Source organism: Flavobacterium soyangense (assembly GCF_015277675.1).
GTDB classification, from domain to species: domain Bacteria; phylum Bacteroidota; class Bacteroidia; order Flavobacteriales; family Flavobacteriaceae; genus Flavobacterium; species Flavobacterium soyangense.
In genome coordinates, this window is record NZ_JADHEC010000025.1 from 22,953 (window position 1) to 39,570 (window position 16,618).

16 protein-coding genes are annotated in these 16,618 nt (G+C 34.2%); 2 read left to right on the plus strand and 14 right to left on the minus strand.

Annotated features, from left to right (window positions below; genetic code table 11):
- Window positions 1–184 precede the first annotated feature (184 nt).
- On the plus strand, window positions 185–1,318 hold the full coding sequence (gene ald / locus IR213_RS11255; protein ID WP_194312417.1) for an alanine dehydrogenase: 1,134 nt from the start codon (window positions 185–187) through the stop codon (window positions 1,316–1,318).
- 163 nt (window positions 1,319–1,481) lie between these two features.
- Here ald and IR213_RS11260 read toward each other — a convergent pair whose 3' ends face one another.
- Window positions 1,482–2,903 (minus strand): APC family permease, encoded by a 1,422-nt coding sequence (locus IR213_RS11260; RefSeq protein ID WP_194312418.1) that lies wholly within the window; start codon window positions 2,901–2,903, stop codon window positions 1,482–1,484.
- A 307-nt stretch (window positions 2,904–3,210) separates the two neighbouring features.
- On the opposite strand from IR213_RS11260, the gene IR213_RS11265 reads away from it, so the two are divergent.
- Complete coding sequence (locus IR213_RS11265) at window positions 3,211–3,423, plus strand: hypothetical protein (protein ID WP_194312419.1); 213 nt, start codon at window positions 3,211–3,213, stop codon at window positions 3,421–3,423.
- 156 nt (window positions 3,424–3,579) lie between these two features.
- On the opposite strand, the gene IR213_RS11270 is transcribed toward IR213_RS11265, so the two are convergent.
- The 13 genes from IR213_RS11270 to secY all read right to left on the minus strand — a co-directional run bounded on the left by IR213_RS11270 (window position 3,580) and on the right by secY (window position 16,605).
- The gene (locus IR213_RS11270) at window positions 3,580–5,031 is read right to left on the minus strand and encodes a peptidoglycan endopeptidase (RefSeq protein ID WP_194312420.1); all 1,452 of its coding nucleotides are present in this window, start codon (window positions 5,029–5,031) and stop codon (window positions 3,580–3,582) included.
- A gap of 229 nt (window positions 5,032–5,260) precedes the next feature.
- On the minus strand, window positions 5,261–7,528 hold the full coding sequence (locus IR213_RS11275; protein WP_194312421.1) for an aconitate hydratase: 2,268 nt from the start codon (window positions 7,526–7,528) through the stop codon (window positions 5,261–5,263).
- Window positions 7,529–7,800: 272 nt separating this feature from the next.
- A complete protein-coding gene (locus IR213_RS11280) occupies window positions 7,801–8,754 on the minus strand; it encodes an AAA family ATPase (RefSeq protein ID WP_194312422.1) in 954 nt (317 codons plus the stop codon).
- Between the two features lie 23 nt (window positions 8,755–8,777).
- Entirely contained in the window at window positions 8,778–10,208 is a 1,431-nt protein-coding gene (locus IR213_RS11285) for a peptidylprolyl isomerase (protein ID WP_194312423.1), read from the minus strand.
- Between the two features lie 412 nt (window positions 10,209–10,620).
- Window positions 10,621–11,718 carry a glutamine-hydrolyzing carbamoyl-phosphate synthase small subunit gene (gene carA / locus IR213_RS11290; RefSeq protein WP_194312424.1) on the minus strand — a complete coding sequence of 366 codons (1,098 nt, stop codon included), beginning with the start codon at window positions 11,716–11,718 and terminating at the stop codon, window positions 10,621–10,623.
- Window positions 11,719–11,854: 136 nt separating this feature from the next.
- Window positions 11,855–12,391, minus strand: coding sequence for a 50S ribosomal protein L17 (gene rplQ, locus IR213_RS11295; RefSeq protein WP_194312425.1), 537 nt, complete (start codon window positions 12,389–12,391; stop codon window positions 11,855–11,857).
- 40 nt (window positions 12,392–12,431) lie between these two features.
- Window positions 12,432–13,424, minus strand: a complete 993-nt coding sequence (locus IR213_RS11300; protein WP_194312426.1) for a DNA-directed RNA polymerase subunit alpha — start codon at window positions 13,422–13,424, stop codon at window positions 12,432–12,434.
- 21 nt (window positions 13,425–13,445) lie between these two features.
- Window positions 13,446–14,051 carry a 30S ribosomal protein S4 gene (gene rpsD / locus IR213_RS11305; protein ID WP_194312427.1) on the minus strand — a complete coding sequence of 202 codons (606 nt, stop codon included), beginning with the start codon at window positions 14,049–14,051 and terminating at the stop codon, window positions 13,446–13,448.
- 91 nt (window positions 14,052–14,142) lie between these two features.
- Window positions 14,143–14,526: a 30S ribosomal protein S11 gene (rpsK, locus tag IR213_RS11310; protein WP_024981527.1), complete on the minus strand. Its 384-nt coding sequence runs from the start codon at window positions 14,524–14,526 to the stop codon at window positions 14,143–14,145.
- Between the two features lie 8 nt (window positions 14,527–14,534).
- Window positions 14,535–14,909 carry a 30S ribosomal protein S13 gene (gene rpsM, locus IR213_RS11315; RefSeq protein ID WP_194312428.1) on the minus strand — a complete coding sequence of 125 codons (375 nt, stop codon included), beginning with the start codon at window positions 14,907–14,909 and terminating at the stop codon, window positions 14,535–14,537.
- 2 nt (window positions 14,910–14,911) lie between these two features.
- Window positions 14,912–15,028, minus strand: coding sequence for a type B 50S ribosomal protein L36 (gene ykgO / locus IR213_RS11320; RefSeq protein WP_073370549.1), 117 nt, complete (start codon window positions 15,026–15,028; stop codon window positions 14,912–14,914).
- A gap of 11 nt (window positions 15,029–15,039) precedes the next feature.
- Complete coding sequence (gene infA / locus IR213_RS11325) at window positions 15,040–15,255, minus strand: translation initiation factor IF-1 (protein WP_007136545.1); 216 nt, start codon at window positions 15,253–15,255, stop codon at window positions 15,040–15,042.
- 3 nt (window positions 15,256–15,258) lie between these two features.
- On the minus strand, window positions 15,259–16,605 hold the full coding sequence (secY, locus tag IR213_RS11330; protein WP_194312429.1) for a preprotein translocase subunit SecY: 1,347 nt from the start codon (window positions 16,603–16,605) through the stop codon (window positions 15,259–15,261).
- Window positions 16,606–16,618 lie beyond the last annotated feature (13 nt).

The following is a 16,618-nucleotide window of genomic DNA, read 5'->3' on the forward strand; positions in this document are numbered from 1 at the left end:
TATATTTTTTTCACTAGTTTATTTTTCGTTTTAGAAATATAAAAAGTATTATTTTTAGAAATATTTTATGCTAAAATACTAAATAAAATGAATATTTACTTAGATAACAACGATATAGTGCATATATTTTCTTTATATATTACTTTTGTATTTAACCATTCACTAACAATTAAATTCATATATTATGATAATTGGAATCCCAAAAGAAATCAAAAACAACGAAAATCGTGTAGCACTTACTCCAGCCGGTGTAGCTGAGTTCAAAAAACAAGGACATCCTGTATACGTTCAAATGGGTGCAGGAGAAAATAGTGGTTTTACCGACGAAGCATATAAAATTGCTGGAGCAGAATTATTGCCAACAATAGAAGATGTTTACAGCATTGCCGAAATGATAATCAAAGTCAAAGAACCTATAGCTTCTGAATATCCTTTAATCAAAAAAGATCAATTACTATTTACCTATTTCCACTTTGCCTCTTCAGAGCCATTAACCCACGCAATGATAGAATGCGGAGCAGTTTGTTTAGCTTACGAAACCGTTGAAAAAACAGACCGAAGCTTGCCATTATTAGTGCCAATGTCAGAAGTGGCAGGTCGTATGGCAATTCAAGAAGGAGCTAAATATTTAGAAAAACCATTAAAAGGAAAAGGAATTCTTCTTGGTGGAGTTCCCGGAGTTCCTCCAGCAAAAGTTTTAGTTTTGGGTGGTGGAATCGTAGGAACACAAGCCGCAAAAATGGCCGCTGGTTTTGGAGCGAGTGTCGTGATTATGGATGTAAGTTTAGCGCGTTTGCGCCATTTGTCCGACATTATGCCTGCCAATGTAATTACCGTTATGTCGAACCATTACAACATTCGCGAAGCAATTGCCGAAGCTGATTTGGTTATTGGTGCTGTTTTAATTCCGGGAGCCAAAGCGCCTCACTTGATTAGTCGTGAAATGCTAAAATTGATGAGCCCAGGAACAGTTGTAGTAGATGTAGCAGTGGATCAAGGTGGTTGCATTGAAACTTGCACCCCAACAACACACGAAAACCCAACCTTTATCATTGACGATATTGTTCATTATTGCGTAGCAAATATGCCCGGTGCCGTTCCGTACACTTCTACCCTAGCCTTGACAAATGCCACTTTGCCTTATGCGTTGCAATTAGCCAACAAAGGCTGGAAAAAAGCTTGTGCCGATAACGAAGAACTAAAAAAAGGACTTAACGTTGCCAATGGCAAAATTGTATACAAAGGAGTTTCCGATGCTTGGGGATTGCCGTTTAACGAAGTAGAAACCGTGTTGCAATCCGAATTGCAATTAAATTAGTAAAAAAATAATGCAAAGAGACAAGATAAAAGACTTGTCTCTGCTTAAAAATATAAATCCGTCACGCTACTGCCCCCAAAAAGTTAGACACTATATGGGGGTATTTTAATATCTCGGTGGAAATTTGTTTAATCCGCCAAATCTGTGGCTCATTTTTAGCTGATTAAACAACAAAACTACTCTTTCTGTTTTGTAAATAATAAATTGGTATTCCAATCAACATTATAAAAACGCCCCAACCACAAGTACTGGTTTTAGTAACCAATAATGTAACCGAAATTATTGATGAAATCACAATAAACAACATTGGCAGAAATGGGTATCCAAAAGCTTTATATGGTCTTTCGGCATCAGGCATTTTCTTGCGAAGAATATAAATTCCGTAAATCGTGAGGATGTAAAATATCAAAACAATAATTACCACGAAATCTAACAACGCTCCATATTTCCCCGTCAAACACAAAGCCGAAGCCCAAATACACTGTGCCCACAATGCCCATTCTGGAACCCTTGCTTCGTTAAGATGTGCCGCTTCTTTGAAAAACAAGCCGTCTTTTGCCATCGTATAATATACTCTTGCGCCAGCCATAATCAATCCATTATTGCATGCAAATGTCGAAATCATAATCATCAAAGCTATAATTAGTGTTCCAATATCACCAAAAATAACCTGAGATGCCACAACAGCAACTCTGTCAGATTTTGCTGTCGCAATATCTTGCAAAGGTAGCACTGCAATATACATTACGTTTGCCATTGTATAAATAACTCCAACGATTAATGTTCCAAGAAAAAGGCTTAAACCAACATTCCGTTTTGGGTTTTTAATTTCTTCGGCAATAAAAGTAACGCCTTCCCAAGCCACACTCGAAAATTGAGAACCTACAAATGCCGCTACAAATGCTGATAAAAGTGCCATTCCACTTATTGGAAGCCAAGAACCACTCGTTGTGTCAAGTGATTTTGAGCCCCAAGCATCAGTCCAGTTGGCGTCCCAAACTTCGGCTTTAGCAGCCAAAATAAATCCAAAAATAATTAATCCCAGTAGAGATGAAATTTTAATAACCGTTAAAACTGTCTGCAAAATCTTGCTGTTTTTTACACCACGACTGTTGATGTAAGTAAGCAGAATAATGGTAATTATAGAAACAATTTGCGCTGCATTGAGCTTGAAATCTCCCATTTCATATAGAATATTCTCATCACTAAATGATGGAAAAATATAGGCAGCAAATTTGGAAAAAGCGACTCCAACCGCAGCAATTGTGCCAGTTTGAATAACAGCAAAGAAACTCCAACCATATAAAAATCCTATCAGTTTTCCGTAAGCTTCTTTAATATACACATATTGTCCGCCAGCTTTGGGAAACATCGCGCTCAACTCACCATAACTAACTGCTGCTACAATAGTTAACAAAGCAGTAAGTATCCAAATTGCTATGAGCCATCCTGCAGAACCTACTTGGCGAACCATATCTGAACTTACAATAAATATTCCCGAACCTATCATCGAGCCCACAACGAGCATCGTTCCATCGAGTAATCCAAGTTCTCTTTTAAAATGTTCCTGATTGTTGTCTTGCATATTGTTTTGGTTTTTTTGGTTGGCTAAAGATATACTTTTTTTGGAAATAGTGTAATAGTTGGTTTTAAATTAGAAAATTAGTTCGGATAGTTTGTTAGTATTTATAACTGCTTTTACAATAAGAAAAGGATGATGTTTATTAGAAAAAAAGACTCGAATAGGCGGGGATTGAGATGGTTTTGTTAGATTAATCTAAAAGTTACACAGAGTTTTATGTGAAACGAGCAAAATCAATATCTAAAGTAAAAATGAAGTATCAATTATTATAAATAAAAATATGAACGAATTGATTTTTCCTAAACACAAAATGAAACTTGTTAAATCAATTGAAACGGCAATTTGGGAAGAATATAAAACTTATCGAGAAGTTCGAATTTACATCGAAAAATGGCATCAAAGTGATTATAATAATAATTGGGAGAATTTTAGAATTGCACAAAAGAATAATAATGAAACAGATTTAATGCAAACATTGCATAATATGGATGGAGAACCAACTCCGCAAAGTCTTCGACTTTGAGGATATGTTAGTCAGTCTTTGACTGAAATTATATTTTAAAAAAAAATCGGTTGAAAACCGAAAGTCACTACCTCAAAGTCGGAGACTTTGCGGAGCAAAAAGACCTCTTTCGAATGCAATTATAGTATTGAAAAAGTAAAAAAATATACCCAAAAATTACAATACTCGATTAATCTGAACCAAATTCTTCTCATAATAAGATTCTTTAGTAGAAGAAATAATCACACCACCATGATTGGAGGAATGAATGAATTTAATTTCTCCATCAAGAACCTCGACCACCATTCCTACGTGATTGATTTGCCGGCGACCGTTAGTTTTAAAGAAAATCAAATCTCCTTTTTGAGCATTTTCTGTGTTAACTATGGAGCCATAAGAGGACATTTCAATAGATGACCTAGGCAACCTAATATCGAAAGTGCTAAAGGTTGAATACATTAATCCTGAACAATCAAAACCATCTTTTGTGGTTCCTCCTGTACGGTAACGGGTTCCAATATTTTCTGAAGCGGTCATTATTAATTGATCTACAAAAGCATCATCGTGAGCCATACTTGTATTCACATTTAAATCCTCGTTAACGACTTTATCTTTAACAACAGTTTCTTCAACTGGAACAGTAGATTCAATAAATTTAGAACTTTGAATTTTTAGTACGCTTCCCTTAGTAAGTTTTTTTACAATATTTGGATTTTGTATTTCTAATTCAGCAACTGTAATACCGTACTGTTTTGCAATTCCGTATTTAGTTTCTTTTGGCAAAACTGTATGAGTGATTTCAGTTTCATCTGAATTATCATTAAGGACAGTTTGTGAAATGACAGCAATTTGCTTCGGCTGCTCACTATCATTCTTGTATTTTTCAGTTTTAGCGGCCTCTTTGTCTGCAACCAGATTTGAATTGTTTTCCACTTTTACAGGAACAACAATCTTTTGCCCAACTTTTAAACCTTTAGTTCCTATTGTTGAATTAGCATTTTGTATATCGGAGACTTTAATTCCATATTGCCTTGCAATAGAATATAAAGTTTCTTTTGGTAAAACTTCCCGAACAATTTCTTCAGTAGAAGTTTCCTCTTTCTCGACTAATTTTGGAAAACCGATAACTTCTTGTTTTGGAATAATTTTTTCTGAAACAGTAGTTTTTTGAATTTCTTTCGCCTTTTCAGGTGTTTCTGTCAAAACCAAATTATCTAAAGCAGTTTGAGGTATTTTAATTATTTGCCCTATTTTTAACCCTTCTTTTTCCAACTCAGGATTGATTTTATACAAAACTTCAAGACTTATATTATGCTTTTTCGCAATACCATACAAGGTTTCTTTAGGCAGTACTTCATGTGTTTTTTCAAGAGAATTGGTTACAATTTCGGGACTTGAAGTTGTGTGTTTTTTTACTTTAGTTGGAATTAATAAAACTGTATGAAATTTTATTCCCTTCTTAGCTTTTGGATTTAGCTCGTAAATTGCTTTAGAACTTACATTAAATTGTTCAGCAATTTCGCTGATGGTTTCCCCTTTTGAAACAGTATGTTGAATGTGCTTTTCTTGCGAAAAAACACTCATACTACTAAATAAAATAAAGAGAAACACACAACTAAAATACTTCATAAACTCAATTTAAATTTCACATTCATCAACCAATTTATTCTCAAAAAATTGATAATTCTCTTTACTAAAACGGCAAAAGTTACCAAAAAAGTATTTTGAAAAGCTAATTTAATTCATGAGTACAAATGTCGCAATTTTTTAACAACTCTTTATGTTCAATTTAACAAATTTTCAAACAAAAAACTCCCAAGTTACCTTGGGAGTTTTTTGAAATAAATTATTTAATTGCTTATGCTTTTCCAGCGGCAGCAATCAAGTTTAACGCTGAACCAGCAACGAACCAACCTATTTGTCCTTCGTTGTAAGTATGATTAGCCAATATAGTATCTTTAGTTCCATCAGCGTGAACGAATTCCAAAGTCAATGGTTTTTCTGGTGCAAAATCCACTAAATCAACAAAATTAATAGTGTCATTTTCCTGAATTATGTCGTAATCCGCTTCATTGACAAAAGTCAATCCAAGCATTCCTTGTTTTTTCAAATTTGTTTCGTGAATACGAGCAAATGATTTTACCAAAACCGCTTTCACACCAAGAAAACGAGGTTCCATTGCAGCATGTTCACGAGAAGAACCTTCACCATAATTATGATCTCCCACAACAACAGAAGCAATTCCAGCAGCTTTGTATGCACGAGCTACAGCAGGAACAGTATCATATTCGCCAGTCAATTGATTTTTAACTGAATTTGGCTTTTGGTTGAAAGCATTAACTGCTCCAATCAACATATTGTTAGAAATATTGTCCAAATGCCCTCGGAAACGCAACCAAGGTCCAGCCATAGAAATATGGTCAGTAGTACATTTTCCAAAAGCTTTGATAAGCAATTTAGCTCCCATAATATTTTTTCCATCCCAAGCTTCGAAAGGTGCTAATAATTGCAATCTATCTGATGTTTCACTTACTGCAATTTTAACTCCTGAGCCATCTTCGGCTGGAGCTTGAAAACCTGCGTCTTCAACAGCAAAACCTTTAGTTGGTAATTCATCCCCTGTTGGAGGATTGAATTTTATTGCTTCTCCATTATCATTTAATAAAGTATCGGTAAGCGGATTAAAAGATAAATCACCTGCAATTGCAATGGCAGCAACCATTTCTGGAGAAGCTACAAAAGCGTGTGTGTTTGGATTTCCGTCTGCTCTTTTAGAAAAGTTTCTATTGAATGAATGAATAATCGTATTTTTTTCTCCTTTATCTGCTCCATCTCTATCCCATTGACCAATACACGGTCCACAAGCATTAGTAAAAACCTTGGTTCCCATTTTTTCGAAAGTAGCAATAATTCCGTCTCTTTCGATAGTGTAACGTACTTGTTCAGAACCTGGATTAATTCCGAATTCTGCTTTTGGAGTAATTCCATGAGCCACTGCCTGCTCAACAATTGAAGCTGCGCGAGCCATATCTTCGTAAGAAGAGTTAGTACAAGAACCTATTAATCCCCATTCAACTTTTAGAGGCCAACCATTTGCAGCGGCTTCCTTTTTCATTTCTGAAACTGGAGTTCCTCTGTCTGGAGTAAAAGGTCCATTGATGTATGGTTCCAATTCAGAAAGATTAATTTCAATCAATTGGTCAAAATATTTCTCAGGATTTGCATATACTTCTGCATCTCCTGTTAAGTAACTTGCTACTTTATCAGCTGCATCAACAACATCTTGACGACCAGTTGAAGCTAAATATCTACGCATTGAATCATCATAACCAAATGTAGAAGTAGTTGCTCCAATTTCGGCACCCATATTACAAATAGTTCCTTTTCCTGTACAAGACATATTCAGCGCCCCTTCACCAAAATATTCAACGATAGCGCCAGTTCCTCCTTTTACAGTAAGAATATCTGCCACTCTAAGAATTACATCTTTTGGAGCTGCCCAGCCTGATAATTTTCCGGTTAATTTGACACCAATAAGTTTAGGAAATTTTAATTCCCAAGCCATACCAGACATTACATCTACAGCATCAGCACCACCAACACCAATAGCTAACATTCCTAATCCACCAGCATTTACTGTGTGTGAATCGGTTCCAATCATCATTCCTCCTGGGAATGCATAATTTTCCAATACTACTTGGTGAATAATCCCAGCACCCGGTTTCCAGAAACCAATTCCATATTTATCAGAAACTGAAGAAAGAAAATCAAAAACTTCACTTGATTGTGTTTTGGCAATAGCCAAATCTGTTTTTGCACCTACTTTAGCCTGAATCAAGTGATCACAATGAACTGTTGTTGGGACAGCCACTTTACTTTTTCCGGCATGCATAAATTGCAATAAAGCCATTTGAGCAGTTGCATCTTGGCAAGCAACTCTGTCAGGAGCAAAATCTACATAATCAGCACCTCTTGTAAAAGTGCGGGTCGGACTCCCTTCCCAAAGGTGGTTGTACAAAATTTTCTCAGTTAATGTTAGTGGACGTCCAACTAATTCGCGTGCTTTATCTACACGAGTTGTCATATTTGCGTACACTTTTTTAATCATTTCAATGTCAAAAGCCATAATATATAGGATTTTTTTTGTTTTGTCCTGCAAATTTAAGAATTTAAGACGAGAATATAAAAAAAATAACAAAAGACAGCTTTCTGAAAATTATAATTACCAAATAAGAAGTTTACACTTGAAATATTGCGATATAGCTAAAAATAAATTATCCTATTGCACTATCAACAATATTATTTCCATTTATTAATAAAGCTGGAATTAAAGGAACAAAAAAAAAGCCCATATTCCTATTTGAATAAAGACTCTTTCTATAATGAAACTATTAATTATTAAATCAGTTTGTCTATAATCATTTCTTCAGTAATTCCTTCAGCATCGGCTTTGTAGTTTTTGATGATTCTATGACGAAGTATCCCTGTGGCTACCGCTTTTACATCTTCAATATCCGGAGAGAATTTGCCATTGAAAGCCGCATTGGCTTTGGCTGCCAAAATTAAATTCTGAGATGCTCTTGGACCTGCACCCCAATCTAGATAATTTTTCACAAATTCGTTTGACAAAGGATTATCAGGACGTGTTTTGCTGACCAAGGTAACAGCGTATTCAATTACATTATCAGCAACTGGAATTCTACGAATCAGATGTTGGAAATCGATAATTTCCTGAGCCGTAAACAATGGATTTATTGTGTTATTTTCATTTGACGTGGTTTGTTTCACCACTTGAACTTCTTCTTCAAAAGATGGATAATCCAGTTTTATGGCAAACATAAATCGGTCTAATTGAGCTTCCGGCAAAGGATAAGTTCCTTCTTGTTCAATAGGATTTTGGGTAGCCAAAACAAAATAAGGCAATGCTAATCTATAATTTTGACCGGCAATAGTAACCGAACGTTCCTGCATTGCCTCAAGCAAAGCTGCCTGCGTTTTTGGAGGTGTTCTGTTAATTTCATCAGCCAGAATAATATTCGAAAAAATAGGCCCTTTAATGAATTTAAATTGGCGATTTTCATCCAAAATTTCACTTCCAAGAATATCCGAAGGCATCAAATCAGGCGTAAATTGGATTCTTTTAAAATCAAGTCCCAATGCCAAAGCCAACGTATTGACCATCAAGGTTTTTGCTAATCCTGGAACTCCCACTAAAAGCGCATGACCACCAGAGAAAATACAAAGCAAGATTTGGTCAACCACAGCATCCTGACCCACAATAATTTTTGCGATTTCGGATTTTAGCTTGTTCCTTTTTTGAACCAAGTTATGTATTGCTGCTACGTCAGACATTTTTGTAATTAGAATTTTTTAATCTATTTTTTTAACCAATTATTGGTAAAGGTACAATCTCTATATTCACCAATAATTTTGATATACGTTTGCTGAATTTTTTCATCAAACCATTTTCCAATAGCTTTAATTTGTTTTTCTTTCAAAGCTAAATCTTTAATTTTGATATAATCTTTGGCGTAATTCGCCGTATGAGCATCAATCCTATTGGTAACAGTAATTAACTTGAATTTTTTCTTGCCGTTTTGATCATCATCTAATAATGGCAAAGAAATTTCATTATCTTTCAAATTGGAAACCTGACTGTATAAAGCGGGATCCATTTTTGTTAACTCAAAACGAGTGTCTTGTGTTTTTGGATTAATTAAAGCACCACCGTTTGCTTTGGTTTCTTTTTCATCTGACATAGTTCTTGCTGCTTCTGCAAAAGTGATTTCCTTATCAATAATTCTTTTCCTGATTAACGAAATTTTTTCTTTGGCTTCTTTTAAATCTTCAGGAGTAACTGAAGGTATCAATAATATATGACGCAATTCTACATCTTGACCTTTTATTTTTTCGATGTAAATAATATGATATCCAAAGTCCGTCTCAAAAGGCGCTGAAATTTCTCCTTCGGCAAGACTGAAAGCTACATCCTTAAATTCTTTTACAAAAGGCGTTTTCCTATTCATTTTATAATAACCACCCGTTGTTCTTGAACCTGGATCCTGAGAATACAAAACTGCTTTTGTTGCAAAACTCGACCCTCCTTCTTGTATTTCTTTTTTGAATTCATTCAACTTATCAATAACTTTTTGCTTTTCTGCTTCAGAAACTTTAGGAGTCACAATAATTTGTGCCACTTCCATTTCGGCACCAAAAACAGGAAGATCTGCTGCGGGTATTTTTTTGAAAAAATCACGAACTTCTTCGGGAGTAATTTCTACTCCATCAATGATTTTCTTTTGCATTTCTGAAGTTAGTTTTTGCTCTTTCAAAACGTCAAAAAAGTATGTTCTAAATTCTTCTTCAGAATTCTTCTTATAATATTTTACCACTTTATCCATAGAACCAATTTGTTCTACCATATAGTTTAGCCTTTCATCCATCATAGATTTTACTTCAGAATCGGTTACTTTTAAACTATCCTGAATGGCTTGATGAGCATACAATTTATCTTCCAATATTTTTCCTAAAATTTGACATCTTGTAATATCCTTTATAGAACCTCCACTACTTGAAATTTCCAGGTATGATTTATCAATATCAGAATCTAACACAATATAATCCCCAACTTTTGCAATTACACCATCAATTTTTTGTTTCTTGTAAGGAGCAACTTTATTAATCGTATCAACACTTTCCTTGATAATTTCTTGTGCTATCGTGATTCCACCAGAAAAAAGCAAAAGAAAAAATGTGAGTACAATTTTATTATTAATGAATTTCATTTGTATTGTTTTTAAAAGCATTATTTTGATATTATATTTAAATTATAAATTATTATGAAACCAACATTGAATTCAATTGAAATTTAGTCCTAATTAATTTAAGTCCAAATATACATTTAAGAATCAAGAAATAGAGTTCTTTTAATAATCAATTGACAAGTATTCTTGATACTTAAAGCTAACAAAAATAAGAATTCAATTATATAATACAAGTTTACTTACGAGTATTAACAAAAATTTATATCAAGTAATTTTAAACTTAATCTTGCTTACTAGAACTTATTCAAAAATAGCCTAATTGAAGCAAGAAATCAACCTATTGAAAAAAACCGATTAATTTAACAAAACACAATTTCAACAAGAAAAACCATAAAAAAAGCTGTCGGAAATGGCAGCTTTTTTTTAAATAAAAATCCAACTCTGTTAAAATTTATTATTTTAAGTTTTCAATAAATTGATCAAACAAATAGTCAGAATCATGCGGTCCTGGAGATGCTTCAGGGTGATACTGAACCGAGAAACAATTTTTGTTTTTCATTCGCATTCCCGCAACAGTTCCGTCGTTAAGATGGAGGTGGGTAATTTCCATATCAGGATGATTTTCCAATTCTTCTTTATTAACGGCAAAACCATGGTTTTGAGAAGTAATTTCTCCTTTTCCGGTAATGATATTTTTTACAGGATGATTAATACCTCTATGCCCGTTGAACATCTTATAGGTCGAAATTCCGTTTGCTAGAGCAATTACTTGATGCCCTAAACAAATCCCAAACAAAGGTCTGTCATTTGCCAAAATTTCTTTTGCAACCTCGATTGCACAAAATAATGGATCTGGATCACCAGGGCCATTAGACAAGAAATAACCATCAGGATTGAATGATGCCAACTCAGCATATTTCGAATCATATGGATACACTTTGATATAACAATCTCTTTTGGCAAGGTTACGAAGAATATTGGTTTTAATTCCTAAATCCAAAGCAGCAATTTTATAAGTTGCATTTTCATTTCCAAAAAAGTAAGGTTCTTTTGTTGAAACTTTTGAAGCCAATTCTAATCCTTTCATATCAGGAACTTTTGCCAATGCTGCTTTTAGCTCTTCGATTGGTGTTCCATCAGTGCATATAACGGAATTCATCGCACCATTGTCTCGAATATAACTCACTAGTCCACGTGTATCCACATCAGAGATACAGATTAGGTTTTGTTTTGCAAAATAGGTTTCTAAACTTCCTGAAGCATTTTCACGAGAGTAATTAAAACTGAAATTTTTACAAACCAAGCCTGCAATTTTAATACTGCTAGATTCTATTTCATTTTCATTTACTCCGTAATTTCCAATGTGTGCATTGGTTGCAACCATAATTTGTCCAAAGTAGGAAGGATCAGTGAATATTTCTTGATAACCCGTCATTCCGGTATTAAAACATACTTCACCAAAAGTAGTTCCAGATATTCCTATAGATTTTCCGTGGAATATGGTTCCGTCACTTAATAGAAGTATTGCGCTTTTTCGTGTTGTGTATTTCATTTGTTGTTAATTGTTGTGCAAATTTAAATTTTTACCTGTAAGGTCACAAAGTTTTTGCAAAGTAATTTTGGACAAAAAAAAAGGACAAACTAATAAAAGTTTATCCTTGATTTTTATAGAATGAATATTTTCATAATTATTCAGCAGCCTCTGTTGGGTTTTGCTCCGCCTGTTCGCTAACGCTCGAGTCAGGTTCAGTGGAAGGAGTTTCTGCTTGAGCAACTGATGCTTCAACAACTTCATCCGCTTTCTTTGCTTTTCCACCACGACGGCTTTTGGCTTTTTTAACTTCTTTTTTACCACCATTGTAAAGTTCATTGAAATCTACTAGTTCGATCATTGCCATATCGGCATTATCTCCTAAACGATTTCCAACTTTAATGATACGTGTGTATCCACCTGGACGGTCGCCTACTTTAGCAGCAACGTCTCTGAACAAGTCAGTTACGGCATATTTGCTACGTAAGTATCCAAAAACAATACGACGATTGTGTGTCGTGTCAGCTTTAGATTTTGTTATTAATGGCTCAACAAATTGTTTAAGAGCTTTTGCTTTTGCAACAGTGGTATTAATACGTTTGTGCTCGATAAGAGAACAAGCCATATTAGCTAACATAGAACTTCTATGCGCAGTCTGTCTGCTTAAGTGATTGAATTTTTTTCCGTGTCTCATTGTGTTTTATCAAATTTAACCCTAATTAATCAGGATTAGATTACTCTTTATCTAGTTTGTATTTTGCTAAATCCATTCCAAAGTTTAAATTTTTAACTGCAACAAGTTCATCAAGTTCAGTTAAAGATTTTTTGCCGAAATTACGGAATTTCATTAGGTCATTTTTATTGAAAGATACTAAATCCCCAAGTGTATCAACTTCAGCAGCTTTTAAGCAATTTAATGCTCTTACAGAAAGATCCATGTCAACAAGTTTGGTTTTAAGCAATTGTCTCATATGTAATGACTCTTCGTCATAAGATTCTGTTTGTGCGATTTCGTCAGCCTCAAGAGTAATTCTTTCGTCAGAAAACAACATAAAATGGTGGATTAAAACTTTGGCGGCTTCAGTAAGTGCATCTTTTGGATTGATTGAACCATCAGTTTTTATTTCGAAAACTAATTTTTCATAATCTGTTTTTTGCTCAACACGAAAGTTTTCTATTGCATACTTAACGTTTTTTACTGGAGTAAAAATAGAGTCAGTAAATATAGTTCCAATTGCAGCATTTTGTTTTTTGTTCTCTTCAGCAGGAACATATCCCCTACCTTTTTCGATAGTTAAATCGAAATGCAGTTTGATTTTAGGGTCTAAATTACAGATTACAAGTTCTGGATTCAAAACTTGGAAACCTGAAATAAATTTCTGAAAATCACCAGCTGTTAATTGATCTTTACCTGTTACTGAAACAGTAACTGATTCATTATCTATATCTTCTATCTGACGTTTAAAACGTACTTGTTTAAGATTAAGAATAATTTCTGTAACATCTTCAACAACTCCTGAGATAGTAGAAAACTCATGATCTACACCTTCGATTCGAACAGATGTAATTGCATAACCTTCTAATGCTGAAAGCAAAACTCTTCTAAGTGCGTTACCAACTGTCAATCCGTAACCAGGTTCTAAAGGTCTAAACTCAAATTTACCTTCAAAATCGGTTGAATCGATCATGATAACTTTATCGGGCTTCTGAAAATTAAATATTGCCATAAATTTCGACTAAGTCAATTATTATTTGTTGTACAACTCTACGATTAATTGTTCCTTAATGTTTTCCGGAATTTGAAGTCTAGCTGGTACAGAAACAAAAGTACCTTCTTTTAAATCATTATTCCAAGTAATCCATTCATAAACATGACTTGAATTAGATAAAGAACGTTCGATAGCTTCTATAGATTTAGATTTTTCACGAACTGCAACTTTATCACCAGGTTTAAGGTGGTAAGAAGGAATATTGACGTTTTCACCATTTACGGTTATGTGTCTATGAGAAACGATTTGACGAGCACCTCTTCTAGAAGGAGCAATACCCATTCTAAAAACAACATTGTCTAACCTAGCTTCACATAATTGCAATAAAACTTCACCAGTAACACCTTTAGTAGCTGATGCTTTTTCGAATAAATTTCTGAATTGTTTTTCTAAAATACCATAAGAATATTTAGCTTTTTGCTTTTCCATTAATTGAACAGCATATTCAGATTTTTTACCTCTTTTTTTTGCCATCCCGTGTTGTCCGGGAGGATAGTTTCTTTTTTCGAAAGCTTTATCATCTCCGAAAATTGCTTCGCCGAATTTACGGGCGATTCTTGTACTTGGACCAGTATATCTTGCCATTTTAAATTGTTTAAGATTGAGATTATGAATTCAGGTCTTATCCTTCGATAATCGTTATCCAATCTAGGTTATACTATAAATATTTTGAGTATTAAACTCTACGTCTTTTAGGAGGACGACATCCGTTGTGAGGCATTGGGGTAACATCAATAATTTCTGTTACTTCAATTCCACCATTATGCAAAGATCTGATAGCAGACTCACGTCCGTTTCCAGGTCCTTTCACATAAACTTTTACTTTTTTAAGTCCAGCTTCTAACGCTACTTTACTACAATCTTCTGCTGCCATTTGGGCTGCATACGGAGTATTCTTTTTAGAACCTCTGAAACCCATTTTACCAGCTGATGACCAAGAAATAACTTCACCTTTTTTGTTAGTCAAAGAAATGATGATGTTATTGAAGGTAGCAGAAATATGAGCTTCTCCAGTTGATTCAACGATAACTTTACGTTTTTTTGCAGTTGCTTTAGCCATATTACTTATTATTTAGTTGCTTTTTTCTTGTTGGCAACAGTTTTTCTTTTTCCTTTTCTTGTTCTAGAGTTGTTTTTAGTTCTTTGTCCTCTTAATGGAAGACCAGATCTATGACGAATACCTCTATAACATCCAATATCCATTAAACGTTTGATGTTTAAGGAAACTTCTGAACGTAGTTCACCTTCAATTTTAAAGAATGAAACTGCATCACGGATCGCGTGAATTTCATCATCATTCCAATCTTGAACTTTTGTATCTTGGCTAACTTGAGCTTTTTCTAAAATCTCAACTGCTCTACTTTTACCAATTCCGAAGATGTAGGTTAAAGCGATAACTCCTCTTTTGTTTTTCGGGATGTCTACCCCTGCTATTCTTGCCATAACTATCCTTGTCTTTGTTTAAATCTAGGATTCTTTTTGTTGATTACGTATAATCTGCCTTTTCTTCGTACAATTTTGCACTCGGCACTTCTTTTTTTAACTGATGCTCTTACTTTCATTTTGAATATCTTTAATATCTATAAGTAATTCTTGCTTTTGACAAATCATAAGGACTCATTTCTAGTTTCACTTTATCACCAGGTAATAATTTGATGTAATGCATACGCATTTTTCCAGATATATGAGCAATTACAATGTGTCCATTTTCTAACTCAACACGAAACATAGCATTTGATAATGCTTCAATTATTGATCCGTCTTGCTCTATTGCTGATTGTTTTGCCATAAGTTAAGCTACTGCTTTTCTATTTTTACCACTTTTCATTAAACCATCATAATGCTTATTCAACAAGTATGAATTGATTTGCTGAATCGTATCAATTGCGACTCCAACCATAATTATTAATGATGTACCTCCAAAAAACATTGCCCAAGATTGTTGTACATCCATAAGACTTACTACAATTGCTGGGAACACAGCTATTAAGGCAAGAAATAATGAACCAGGAAACGTTATTAAAGACATCACTTTGTCAAGAAAGTCAGATGTTTCAACTCCAGGTCTAACACCCGGAATAAAACCTCCACTTCTTTTTAAATCATCAGACATTTTATTAGTAGGAACGGTGATTGCTGTATAAAAGAAAGTAAATACAACAATAAGCGTTGCGAAAACTAAATTATACCAAAAACCGAACAAATTACTAAAAGCACCAACGATTGATTGTGAAGCATCTGATTTTGACAACCCTGCTACTGCGGCTGGAATAAACATAATTGCCTGAGCAAAGATGATTGGCATAACACCAGATGCATTTAATTTTAATGGAATCCATTGTCTGTTTCCACCCATCATATCTTTTTCAAAATCACCAGATGTTGTACGTCTTGCGTACTGTACAGGGATTTTTCTTATTGCCATCACTAACAATATACAAGAGATGATTACTAATAACCAAACAATAATTTCTACAACCAATAACATTGGACCACCATTATTATTAGTAACTCTGGCAGCAAATTCCTGAATAAAAGCTTGAGGCAATCTAGCCAAAATACCAACCATAATCAATAACGATATTCCGTTTCCGATTCCTTTATCAGTAATTTTTTCTCCTAACCACATAGCGAATATTGTACCAGTTGTCAAAATAACTACTGAAGAAAATACAAATTCGACAGAGTTAAATCCTAACAAGAATGCACTACCTGGTAATGTTCTGTAAAGATTGTAAATGTAACCTGGTCCTTGAACCAAAGTAATACCAATTGTTAACCAACGGGTGATTTGATTGATTTTTTTTCTTCCACTTTCTCCGTCGTTTTGAAGTTTTTGCAAATATGGAATCGCAATTCCCATTAACTGAACCACAATCGAAGCAGAAATATAAGGCATAATACCTAAAGCAAAAACAGACGCTTTAGAAAAAGCACCACCTGTAAACATATCCAGGATAGAACCCAGACCGCTTTTAGTTTGCCCTGCTAAACCTGTTAATTGGGTAGCATCAATACCTGGCAGAGTAACGTGAGCTCCAAAACGATAAACCAAAAGAATACCTAAAGTTATTAGGATTCTATTTTTAAGTTCCTCGATTTTCCAAACATTAATTAGTGATTCAATAAATTTCTTCATCTTAATCGGAAAA